This window comes from Pectobacterium artocarpous, assembly GCF_046159765.1.
Lineage (GTDB): Bacteria > Pseudomonadota > Gammaproteobacteria > Enterobacterales > Enterobacteriaceae > Pectobacterium.
This window is the reverse complement of the sequence record NZ_JBJXVK010000004.1, coordinates 175,182-187,188: the sequence shown is the minus strand read 5'-3', so window position 1 is coordinate 187,188 and position 12,007 is coordinate 175,182. Positions and strand designations below refer to the sequence as shown.

At 39.3% G+C, this 12,007-nt stretch carries 11 protein-coding genes; 9 read left to right on the top strand and 2 right to left on the bottom strand.

Annotated elements, in window-relative coordinates; translation table 11 throughout:
• Positions 1-557: 557 nt before the first annotated feature.
• Positions 558-1,637, top strand: a complete 1,080-nt coding sequence (locus tag ACKQAD_RS04050; protein WP_409158957.1) for a hypothetical protein — start codon at positions 558-560, stop codon at positions 1,635-1,637.
• Position 1,638: 1 nt separating this feature from the next.
• Positions 1,639-1,947 (top strand): hypothetical protein, encoded by a 309-nt coding sequence (locus ACKQAD_RS04045; protein ID WP_409158956.1) that lies wholly within the window; start codon positions 1,639-1,641, stop codon positions 1,945-1,947.
• A 26-nt stretch (positions 1,948-1,973) separates the two neighbouring features.
• On the opposite strand, the gene ACKQAD_RS04040 is transcribed toward ACKQAD_RS04045, so the two are convergent.
• Entirely contained in the window at positions 1,974-3,227 is a 1,254-nt protein-coding gene (locus tag ACKQAD_RS04040; protein ID WP_409158955.1) for a hypothetical protein, read from the bottom strand.
• Positions 3,228-3,368: 141 nt separating this feature from the next.
• Here ACKQAD_RS04040 and ACKQAD_RS04035 point away from each other — a divergent pair, with 141 nt between their 5' ends.
• The 3 genes from ACKQAD_RS04035 (at position 3,369) to ACKQAD_RS04025 (ending at position 6,444) form a co-directional block, all read left to right on the top strand.
• Positions 3,369-4,568, top strand: coding sequence for a right-handed parallel beta-helix repeat-containing protein (locus ACKQAD_RS04035; RefSeq protein ID WP_409158954.1), 1,200 nt, complete (start codon positions 3,369-3,371; stop codon positions 4,566-4,568).
• Between the two features lie 548 nt (positions 4,569-5,116).
• A complete protein-coding gene (locus ACKQAD_RS04030) occupies positions 5,117-5,974 on the top strand; it encodes a DUF6387 family protein (RefSeq protein WP_409158994.1) in 858 nt (285 codons plus the stop codon).
• Between the two features lie 101 nt (positions 5,975-6,075).
• Entirely contained in the window at positions 6,076-6,444 is a 369-nt protein-coding gene (locus tag ACKQAD_RS04025) for a hypothetical protein (RefSeq protein ID WP_040038070.1), read from the top strand.
• Here the strand turns inward: ACKQAD_RS04025 and ACKQAD_RS04020 are convergent.
• Positions 6,418-6,651: a hypothetical protein gene (locus ACKQAD_RS04020; RefSeq protein WP_205546898.1), complete on the bottom strand. Its 234-nt coding sequence runs from the start codon at positions 6,649-6,651 to the stop codon at positions 6,418-6,420. The genes ACKQAD_RS04025 and ACKQAD_RS04020 overlap by 27 nt on opposite strands.
• 382 nt (positions 6,652-7,033) lie before the next feature.
• Here ACKQAD_RS04020 and ACKQAD_RS04015 point away from each other — a divergent pair, with 382 nt between their 5' ends.
• The 4 genes from ACKQAD_RS04015 to ACKQAD_RS04000 all read left to right on the top strand — a co-directional run bounded on the left by ACKQAD_RS04015 (position 7,034) and on the right by ACKQAD_RS04000 (position 11,980).
• Positions 7,034-7,240 carry a helix-turn-helix transcriptional regulator gene (locus ACKQAD_RS04015; protein WP_039471141.1) on the top strand — a complete coding sequence of 69 codons (207 nt, stop codon included), beginning with the start codon at positions 7,034-7,036 and terminating at the stop codon, positions 7,238-7,240.
• Positions 7,241-7,532: 292 nt separating this feature from the next.
• Complete coding sequence (locus ACKQAD_RS04010) at positions 7,533-8,744, top strand: tyrosine-type recombinase/integrase (protein WP_409158953.1); 1,212 nt, start codon at positions 7,533-7,535, stop codon at positions 8,742-8,744.
• A complete protein-coding gene (locus ACKQAD_RS04005; RefSeq protein ID WP_409158952.1) occupies positions 8,737-10,098 on the top strand; it encodes a site-specific integrase in 1,362 nt (453 codons plus the stop codon). Before ACKQAD_RS04010 ends, ACKQAD_RS04005 begins: the two co-directional genes overlap by 8 nt.
• Positions 10,091-11,980 (top strand): DNA-binding protein, encoded by a 1,890-nt coding sequence (locus ACKQAD_RS04000; RefSeq protein ID WP_409158951.1) that lies wholly within the window; start codon positions 10,091-10,093, stop codon positions 11,978-11,980. The genes ACKQAD_RS04005 and ACKQAD_RS04000 overlap by 8 nt, the downstream gene beginning before the upstream one ends.
• Positions 11,981-12,007: the final 27 nt, after the last annotated feature.

Sequence of the window (12,007 nt, the reverse complement as noted above, 5' to 3'; positions counted from 1 at the left end):
GAATGAGCAAATCGATTTGCTCAGTTCTTTGATATCCATATCATCCAATCATTATAATTGCATCAATGGCCTTTAGTGTTCATTAACGATAATATCCACAAGGATCAAAAACCATTGAAAAGGAAACTTATATGGCTAATTATACATATGTGACGATCGAAGGGCTTTGTTGAATAAATCATTTTTGATGTGCAGCAGTGCCCTTTATTCAGCTCTCAGGCAATACGAACACTGACTGGCATGCCCAACTGCGTCATTTTATTCAGCGCCTTTAACGGGGGTGAACTTCCGCACACTATTACTGGAGATTCACCAGATAACGATGGGGGCGTCTGGTCATCATCTAGCCCCTCTGGGATGTGGGTAAATATCGGAGATGGCACTCTTCGCGCAAACCTGGGTTCAAGTGACGGCGCAAAGTTGGGGATAAAACAACACTTTATCGCTTATCAGGATTCGGCGCTGGCGGCTCTGTTTTTCATGTTGGACGGTGTAGGAACGCGGTAGGGGTGTATCAATGTGATGTCTCCACTTCATCTGGATCTTCATCAAACAGAGTGCGTATTGACTATGCGTATAACGGCGTTTTCGGTGTCCGCGTTAAGCGAGGTAACTCTACTTTTATCGCGGAAGGCCATAACTTTGAAATTGGGTTTATGACGAATTTGAAATACGGCGGCATCCAATTATTTGATGGTGCGCAATATTTTAAAATATACGGAAGTGACATTGATTTTTGCGGGAAGTGGCTATGTGAGTTGACGGTTAACGCGTTGCCCGCCGTCGATCCGCGTGGGTTGTCTGTGCAGCGTGCTGGCGTGTTATATGAAGTTCTCGACTACTACGAGTGGCCGAAGGGAGTCTATAAAGTTCTTGTTATAGATAAGCAAGAAACCACGGGGGGGGGGGGGGGGGCTACAAACTGGAAATCCGGCGACATCGCAACATACCCGAACAGCGTTCAGTTTACTGTATCAGCAGTAACGACACCGGTTGCCAATCAATCCTACTTTGACTTTATACACGGCTTTTATGGCGCGGCATTTGCTCGAGGGATCGCCGATTTTGGATATCTTTCTAGATTTGTTGGCGGCGGGATTATAACGTCGCAAATCCGTTGGCATAATTCATTCGATATAAACTCGAATATGATTCAGGGAATTCAGTTATTCAGCAACGGTAACAAATCCTACCTTATTGACGTTTGGAATAATAAGAACCTGCTGGAATACGATATGGCCGGTGGCGGCACGCTTACGTTGCCAGGCGGGCTAAATGTGAATGGTACAATGTCTGTCGGCGGTAAAACTTATATCGGCAGCTGGCGGTCATACGGCTCTGAAAATAGCATATCGCTGGTACAAAATACGGCTAAAACGATCCGCACGTTTTCATTCGTTGGTGATGGAACGGTGACAGCAACAAAAGAAATTTGGGATGTTTATATTGCCGGGCCAACAGCAACCACCGGCGTCGGTGGGGTGATTCACGTTATTGTCGGTTCAACTGGAATTGAGCTATTCGGCGCGGATAAGGTCGCTTATCCAACATTATCGGCAAGCGGGTACAATTTAAATGCTATCCAAAACACGGCGGTATCTATGCAAGTAACTTTCATGTTCATGAGGAAATTGTAATATGCACTATTATTTGCAGGGTAAATACACACCTCCGGAAGGGTGCGGTCTTGATACTGGCGAAGTTGATGCATTCGCTTTTATTGATGAAGACATGGTCTTGTCAACATGCGGAGAATCAACCATCCCTGTTTCTATTTTTCGTGATTTTGATAAAAAAAACTTCATTATGAGAACGGTAACGACTGTTACCGGAGAAATAACACAGGGCAGCACGGAAGAAGAGGTACAAAGAGTATACAAGGACGCATTAGAAGCAACGATCTATGCGTCCACTCCGTCTATGACGTTGCAGACGGTTGACCTTTAAAAATAGATCTCTAACTCCCATCGTGATCAACGATGGGATGATTGGTTTTTGAATTTCAGTTTTCTGAATTCATTGTATGCATATCCGCTTTTATTTCTGATATAAGTATACCCAAAAATAAACAACATAAATGACATGACTTTATAGGACATATAAATATCTATCATTATCATATTTATAGAGAAAGCCCAAAATATCAGCTTATTGTTAAGCCCCGATTTTTTATTGGCATTCATGAATGAAACGAAAAGTAATAATCCAATTACCCCGCACTCTGTTAGCATTCTGAGCCACCCGCCATCAAGAGCATTCCCGAAGGTTCCGGCTCCGACTCCCGAGAAAAGATACACAGGATTTGATAGAAACAGCTTAACAGCATAAACCCACTTCATCGAACGTATAGCCCAGCTCGCATCGACATCATCACCGCCAAGGACGCCAAATTTCATCCAGTCGGGATTTCCGTTAACCAGGGTTGTCGCTCTGTATGTTTCCGGCAGTTCTCTAATGTTTTCTATACTAAATAGATTTACCGATCTTTCTGCTATCGAGGATTCTGCAAGATAAAAAAATGATATGATGATAAACGGAGTAAAGATGAACACTTTCTTCATTATGCCGATTGCTGATGATGTTTTTAAAATGTAATAGACCATCAAAAACATTTGAGCAACGAATGACATTCGAGAACCAGAAAGGAAAATAACAAAGAGGCAAGAAAAGAATACGGTATATTTATATGCATTACCTGCTTTGCTTGATAAGAAATAGCAAGTAATAAAATTTAGTAATACGCCTAGCTCCCATGGTCCGCTCGTTAGCCCTATAACCCTTGATGATACGTCATTGCTGTATCCGGTTACCGTAAAACCCCCGATGACCCCCGAGAACTGAAGCAAAGATGATATGATGTTTAAATATAGAATAGACTTCATCATTCCAGTAATGTAAGTCCCCTTCTTTGCAAGATATACGCCCATTATAAAAAAAGCAAAGTATTCAATAAATCTAAATGGGAATATAATCGAGCCTTGTCCGGAAAATAATAAAGAAAAACATGTTCCGATAAGCATGAATATTATAAATTTATAATACTTGAAATCAATAACCCTAACTAAAATCCTGCCTCTTAAAGCATAAGAAAGCATAAAAACACAAATCCACAATGCAATGATAAAATCATCAATTCTTATTCCTGCATTATAGTTTCCAATAGATATTATATTAATTTTAGGGATTAAGAATAGAATAAAAAGAGACCAGTAAAGAGAAGTTGCCATTTTTTTCTCGTTATCAAGCAATGTTGATTATTTGATGTGTGCCTAAAATTGAATATTTTATTACTTAATTTAACATTTTGCAATGTGTGGGTGTGTTTTTGTGTCGTCTTGGTATCAATTGCACGTTGTAAGGAGTTGGCAATGACAACCAGAAGGGTTTTTCTTAAATACCTGGCCGTTGGTGTTGGCTTCAGGTGGTCTCTAGGCCGCGCTGCGGACTCGCGCGATGTTGTTACCCCGGAGCAGTTTGGAGCCAAGGGCGACGGGATAACTGATGACACCGAATCGATCCAGGCGGCGATAGACTCTGGCTGTAGAAACGTGCATCTTTCTAAAAAGTACGCAGTTTCTCCGGTGAGGCACCCCGGAGTCGCTGGGATTATAGGTCGAGATTCAGTTTGTATCAAATTGAGAAGCAATCTTCGGATATATGGAAATGGCGAAATCCTTCTGGAAGAAAGTAGTGAGGGGGGGAGTGGCGCGGTGTTGAGCAATGTTTCCACGGAAGAGATACGCAACTGTGTTGTTGAGGTTGCGATTGATGGTCGCAATGCTGGCGGAACGCGTGGTTTTTCTGGTATCGTATTTATTAATGCCAATAGTTGCTCAACTACTCAAAAAACTAAGGTGTCTAATGTAAGTTATAATGGAATCCAATTTGCCAGGAATTCACATAATTGTAAGTGCGATGGAACCACTTTAACTAATATAGGGTATATCGGTATTCAGGCACAGAATCCGATCAATATCGTTGTTAAACGTTGCCAAATAAGAAAAACAAATGATAATGCAATTGATTTTGAGTCAAATAAAGGAAGGCAGAATGGAGAAATAAAAAATAATAATATAGTCGATTGTAAAGCCGGAGTGTTTCTTGAGTCTGGTGGGAATTGTGTTGTTGAGGGTAATGATATTTCATCCTTTAAAACGGCGGGTGTTTTTCTAAATCGTATCAACACTCCTGCTGATAATGTTAAAATTATAAAAAATAAAATATCAGGAAACGCGCATAATGTACAGTTTGGCGGTATCGCAATTAATAATGCAATAAGAGATGTTCTTATTGAAGAGAATGTTATCTCAGGGTTGCCGTATGGTGTATGGACGAATGGAGGTATATCTAACGTCACAATGAATGAAAATATATTTAAAGATATATCTAAATCCATAATTCGCGTGGCGGATGGAAAAAATCAATTGGTTAATAGTCATATAAGAAAGCAAAATTATATAGGAAATATCGTAAATGGGCGTCCTTCGATGATAAATACGCGTGATCTTAAAAACAAAGCCAGTCTGTATAATGTCACAGTCGACAAGTTGGACGTGAGTGGGGAGTGATTTTTATTAACATTAACTCACGCAAAGAACGACAATTCACGCGCAATAATGTCCAAAGCGTCTTCGAGCGTCGGAACAGGGTCTATGTGAATTGCTGGCGCGTCAGTTTCGCCGACGTGTACAGCGACATAAAACCCTGAGTCTTCGATTATTGCATATGCTCCTACGGGGCAATCAGTCAGCATGTCGTTGTTGTCTAAACACAGATCATCGTTCCGTGTTAATCGATGGTTTTCATTACAGCACCCGCTAAAGCATCTCTGAAGTTTGGAAATGTTGGGATTTTTGGGTTACTCCCTACAGGATTCGATACTGAAGAGTAGGATATTGTTTTTATTTAAAGATTTTTTGTTCAGCGATTGTTGACACCCCCAATAATACCCCCAACTTTTTTACTGACGAATGCTATTACATTTTTTGTTCAAAAAAACGACAGGAAAACAAACTTATTTATTAGCCGAATTCATAATACACTTTTTCATGTGGTTGCTCAGTCTGGATCAACTATCCTTTCTGGATGGAAGAACAAAAGACACTGAATGGCAATCATGAAAAACTGGTCAACGGAACACACCAAAGAAGTTAAAAAATGGCTGGATGTCGATACCTATCGCAAGTTTGAAGCGCTTTCGCTCATACAGCTTTACCATGAGCTTCTGGCAAGAACTCTGTTCTTCAAGCCTTACCATGAAGAATTTGAAGCGAAAGCGGTCGGTCTATACATTGAACGGATTTTCGGCGGCAATCCTTTCCTCATTACTGAAAAACATTTGGGGTATCTCACCAGAGAAGATACGTTGTATCAGCCCCCGCACTTTTTCCTGACGACAACCGAAAGACTGGCACAGTTAAGTATCAACGGCCTGCGAAATTCACTGTTCTTTTGGGATGGAGGCAATGAGTATTCGGTCAACCGGGAATATCTCGATGCTCCGGTGTCGGAGGTGCTGCCACGTCTGTTTACCAATACGGTGATGGTAGAAATCGATCTATCCAGTGGCACTGACGAAGAAATCGCTGAATCCCTGAAAGCCGCACTTCCACAGTGGCGTAAAGTCCGTGGTATAGAGCCGGACATAACGGATGCTGTTCGTTTTGGCTATGGCACTATCAAGAAAATCATCAATTACAGACTGATACCCATGATCGACATTTTGGTATGGTCAAACCTGCACAAGGTTCGGATATCAGAAGATCGTCTTTCCCGCCTCCTTTACACGGACGATGATGATGAAGAACAAACCCGCCTTAACCATCAGATTAGGGATACGGACAGACCACTAGCTTTAAAGGCGGCGAGTATACCTTTTATCAGGCAGTTTCATCTGTTTATCAATAAGAATAGCCATCTCAAAAACATCAGAGTTTCAGACGTGATGAAAATCGCGGATTCTGATAAGGAATAACGGGACAAATCTCATCTATTCAGGTTATTGCATAAAATAATAACCGCATATTGACATGTTTATATTAATTGAATATTAGTTAAAATAAAAAAGGAGTTAATATGAATGTATATATAGAACCAAAAATAAAAGATCTTGTGATTTTCATGAATAAGGTTGGATATGATACTTATGCTTCGTGTCAAGGGCATGGTATTCCTACTAATATAGTTAAACCTTATATTGCCTTTAAAACTACGGAACTTAAAGCAAAGCAGTTAGAAAAAATCTTAAGAGATGATTCAGAATCTTCATTGGGAAAATTAAACTGGGGGTGGAGTCTGATAGCTAACTTCAATGGTGATTATGAAATTGTTTACCGCCTTGCTCCAGAGAATCCACGAAAAAAATCATTTAAATATTGGAGGAAATCTTTGGAGCAAGATTTTGAGGCAATGAAAAAATTACTTGATGATTTTATCAAGGCCTAATAATTTGATGGGATCAATAACACCAAAGTACCATAAAGCTAAACCAGAAAAAATGGTGGCAATAATTAATAAAGTAATACGGTTATGTAATCTGATCCTTGCTTGGTTGTGTCCAAATGGATCAGGAGAGTTGCACCCATTGCATGTTGTTGCTAATGCACTCAGTTCCTTATTACACACAATGCATTTTTTTAGTTGCTCGGACATTAAATAACTCCATCTTATTTTAAATAAAGGTTTCATTAGTTGGGTAGGTTAGTTCGCATAATATATCTATGAATAACTTAAAATGTCTAATGATTTTTCATCAAAACACTACATCTCATTAAATTAACTAAACTGCGACTTTATAACTAACCTACATTGCTAATTATTCTATATAAAATAATTTCATTAGTATTGTTGATGTTTGTTTACATAGCTTTTCGTATTTTATGCATATAAATAAAACATCAGAGTTTCAGACGTGATGAAAATCGCGGATTCTGATAAAGACTGATGTCCATACCCCCGGCGATATGAAGGTCGCTCTTTTTCATGCTGATTCACTCTTATAGTCATTTCCGTCAACGCAAATGAGGAAAATACCATGAATCAGCCATGTACACGTCTTATTCGCCTGTCGGAAGTTTTAGAAAGAACAGGATTCGGTAAAGCCTGGATTTACCGTCTTATCAGCCAAAATCGCTTTCCCCGGCCAGTAAAAATCGGTATTCGTGCCATCGCTTTTGTTGAAAGCGAAATCGATGAGTGGATTCAATTAACTATCGAAAATTCAAGAAACCATGTCGCTTAAAGTAAAATGTAAAATTTAAAGCGAAAAACAGCGGTTTATTTTACAGAATATTTTACAGGTTTTCGGAGAGGCTTTTATTTAAAGGGTTTGATGCGTGTCTGGAGGTAATTGGTGAATACAAAATATACTAGATTCACCACTACTAATATATGTAATTATTTTTGGTTTTCTCTTTATTATCAGGCAACAAACAGATAATTCCTATGAAGATATTTTTGTAAAATAAATTTCTATATTTGATTATATATCTCACCTCTATCAATTTGTAAAATTAAATAAAAAGGACGCAGTGATGGAAAGGATAGTAACAAATACATTTATGTTTGAAAATGGTGAAAGATACTGCCATGTCATTGATAAGAAGACAGGGGAACCATTGTATGACCCTACTCTCTATATAACGACGCGAGTCAGGAACAAGTCAGAGTCGATTAACACGATGGAGGCTGTTGCCGGAAGTCTGGCATTACTTTATCGTTTTTTCTCTCTCAGAAGAATAGATATCAGAGAAAGAATAGCTACATTACAATTTTTGGCGCTTAATGAAATTGATGATTTGGCTGATTTTGCTTCGAAAAACTTCAAAAACAAAAGAACAACATCTTTTCATGAGCGTAGTATTGTTAAAGAACCGACAAAATATTTCAGATTAACCGTTATTTTTAATTATCTTGAATGGCTGTGTGAAGTCCACACAATCGGAACTAAGTGTAAAGATAATCAAAAAATGATGGACAGTTTTATTGAAAAGCTAAAAAATAAAAGACCCTCAAATGAAGACAGATATAAAAATCAAATTCCTGAGAAAACATTAAGCAAACAACAGCTTGATATTTTATTTGAGGTGGTCAGGCCCGGCTCTGAACTCAATCCTTTTGCTGATGAAGTTCAGTCAAGAAACCGATTGATTATATTACTGCTTTTTTCTTTTGGGATCAGGGCAGGAGAACTGTTGAATCTTCGCATAAGGGACATTGATTTTTCTTCTGGAATGATTGTAATAAAAAGGCGACCCGATGATAAGTTTGACCCAAGAGTTAATCAACCACTTGTGAAGACTTGTGAGAGGATGTTTTCTGTGGGCAATGCATTAATGGCTGAGTTATTTAATTACATTACACAGGATAGGCGTAATGTAGAGAATTCAAAAGGTAACGATTTTCTCTTTATTACCTATAAAAAAGGATATTCACAGGGAAAACCATTGTCTTTTTCTGCGTATCATAAAATTATTAATATGATAAGCGAGACTTCACCTGAACTGGCCGAACTAACAGGACATAAATTAAGGCATACATGGAATTATGAATTTTCCTCACTGGTAGATGGGATGGATGAGACTTTTTCGGAAGAAAAGGAAGAACAAATCAGATCGTATCTTATGGGATGGAAAACGGGTTCTGGAACGGCGCAAATTTATAACAGAAGACATCTTGTTGAAGAGGCTCACAAAACCTCTCTTGCCATGCAGAACCAACTGATGGGAGGATACATTAATGAATGATTTAAACTATCAGGAAGATAGCGTGTTTTTAAAAGCAAAACAGCCTGATTATTCGTTTTGTATCAATGATGAGAAGTGGAGATTAAACAGAAATAGCATTGTTAATGTTGAGGCGGTATCGCTTCTCCTTGAACCAAAATTAATTGATGGATACCTCAATACACTTGCTTTTTATGCCTGCCGATACAGCCCTAGCTATGTATTGAAAATAAATAATGCCATGGCCGATTTTATCGGTAAGGTATCTCCTGATTATATTGATGAATCAGTTATCTTAAACTACAGAGCTTCACTGTCTAAATGGGAAATTCAGAATTTAGTGAGTCTGAGGTGTTTTTTCACCAAATGGCATTCTCTTGGCTACTATGGTATCGATGAAAAAGTAATAACACTTCTGAAAGCAACAAGGTTAAGAGTTAAAGAGGCAGGGGATATCATAAGACAGGACAACCCAGATAAAGGGGCATTGACAGATAATGAGCATGAGATTTTTAATAAGGCTATATACAGTGCTTACAGAAATAAAAAAATAGCACTGCATGAGTTTTCTGCGGCATTATTATTGAGTTTTTCAGGGCGAAGGTCATTACAAATCACGTCATTAAAATTGAAGGACATAGTAAAAGAAAAGACACACAATGGCGAGGTGAGGTTTTTTATAAACATCCCCAGAATAAAACAAGGTCTTAGGTTCAGACAGGCTTTCAGGTCGTTGAATGTTAATAAGTCCCTTTTTGATATCCTCAGCCAACAGGCCAGCGCCTCTGTTGAGTTTATTGAATTGCAAATTGGCAGGGCACTTACACCAGCAGAAAAGGATGAGGTTCCCGTTTTCCCTGACAGAACCCGTTGTAAGATTCTGGTCGGTAAAGAGAAAATTTTAGACTTGCTGGTTTCTGACAGACTTCATGCGTCAAAGCATACTGTCGACATTATCCTTAAAAAGATTATCAAAAAAGAAAATGTGATTTCGGAAAGAACGGCACAGCCTATGAAAATGAGTGCGCACAGGCTTCGTTATACCATTGGGACAAGACTAGCCCGTGAAGGATGTAGCGTACAGGTTATTGCTGAACTGTTAGATCACTCTTCAATCGCCAGCGCGGGCGTTTATATTGAAAACCTGCCCGATAATGCCGAAAAAATCAGTCAGGCAGTTTCTGAGAAACTGGCCTTTCTTGCTGATGTTTTTCTTGGGAAAGTGGAGGGGGATAGAGCCAGTGGCAATCATGGTTTATTGACGAAAAAAGCATGTTCATCCTGCGTCGATACTTCAGCAATACCCTGTCATAGCTGTATTTATTTCAGACAATTGCACAATAATACTGATAACAAAGAGGTGATATATGAATAATGTCGTTGTATTCAAATCTCACGCTGATTTAGATGCAGAAAAAAATGTTCAGGAATTTATCAGCTTTTGCCGTGATAAATTAACCGTATTCGGAACAGAGCTGAAATGGGATTCGCCTGTCTGGAAAGGTATTGCCATTTTTAGAAAATTGGACACTGGCAGTGGCGCATTTAAAGATGAATACCTGTTAGATAAAAACTTTGTAGATTTTGCAAAAAGCTATATTCGATATCAGCAGGCACTGAACCCAGTTAAAAATCCTGGTACAGCAATAACGGCCTTGAAGTGCCTGGAAAAAGCACTTTTACAGGTTCATCAGAACGCTTATGTTTATAATACTTCGGTCATTGTTATTGATGAAGCTTTGCAGATTGCAGGTCAGTATTATGAAAATAATGTCCTGTATAAGTGTGGTTATGAGATTGAAAAACTGGCTAAGTTTTTGTCTGAACATCATTTTGTGAAATGTGGCTTCCTTGGTTGGGTTAATCCGGTTAAACCACATACTAAAAATAATTATCTTCCTGAGAAAGAAGATGAAGACAGAAAAAATAAATTACCGGATGAGCGAGCTTTACTCGCTATCGCTGAAATTTTTTCCCGACCGGATGAAGAACTCAGTGAGAGAGACCTGTTTACAACCTCTGCTTTTGCGCTACTGATGTGTTCACCAAGTCGTGCCTCAGAAATACTGGCCTTGCCTGCTGACTGTGAAATTACCCGAAATGATAAAAGCGGGATAGAGCGCTACGGGCTGCGTTTTTATTCCGTAAAAGGCTATGGCGCTACTATTAAGTGGATACCTGACGTAATGGTGCCCGTTGCGAGAAAAGCCATTAGCAGACTACGCAGGCTGTCTGAGAATGCACGCACACTTGCTGGATGGTATGAATCCTCGGCGGATAAATTTTACAGACACCCGCTTTGTCCAAAAGTAAGTGAAGATGAATCACTTGATGTTATTCAGGTTTGCCACGCGCTTGGTTATCCACTAAATGATAAGAAGCAATGCATTGAAAAACTGAAGCGCACAAGTCTTGACGGCGGTATTTCACTCCTTAACCCGACAGACGGGCATTATACACTGAGAACACTATGGAAAATGATAACTGGCCTATTTCCAGCGGATTTTCCCTGGTTTGATGAAGAGAAATCAGTGAAATACAGCAATGCATTGTGTCTTTTGAATCTGCATCAGTGCCATGAGCTGAAAATGACGGTTGATTACATATTATACCGACCAACCTATGACTTCTTTACGCAGGATATAGAGAAGGAGAGAAAGAACAGACAGGCAATGAAAAATATCTTTGCCCGTTACGGTTATCTGAATGATTCAGGCAAAGCGTTATACCTGCGTTCTCATCAGCCAAGACATCTGTTAAACACACTTGCTCATCTCGGTGAATTATCAGAATTAGATATCGCAAAATGGTCGGGTAGAGTCAGCGTGATGCAAAACCGAGACTACAACCATACTTCGCAGGAAGAGATGCTTGAAAAAGTCGGGACGCTGAAGCTGGGGAACCATCGTTATTGCTACCAGCCCAAACCTGACGACAAGCCTGGTGAGACTCTGCCTGTCGGGGCTGAGGTGTTTCATGATTCAGTGAGTGGAGCGATTCACTTAACGCCTCATGGATATTGTATTCACAATTATGTCATTCCCCCTTGCAGGAAATTATCCGAAACCACTCATTATGGATGGGCAGGACATAACGAAATGAGCGAACAGCAAAGAGAACAAAACATTAAAAAAATCCGCTCACTCTGGCAAACAGCTAAAGATGCTGTGGATGATGATCATTATGGTGCCGATAGGTGGGTTGCTCACTACGAAGAAGTGTTGTTCATTTTAGATAAAAATAACCAGAAAAATTAAAAATAACTTATAAAAATTAATGAAATA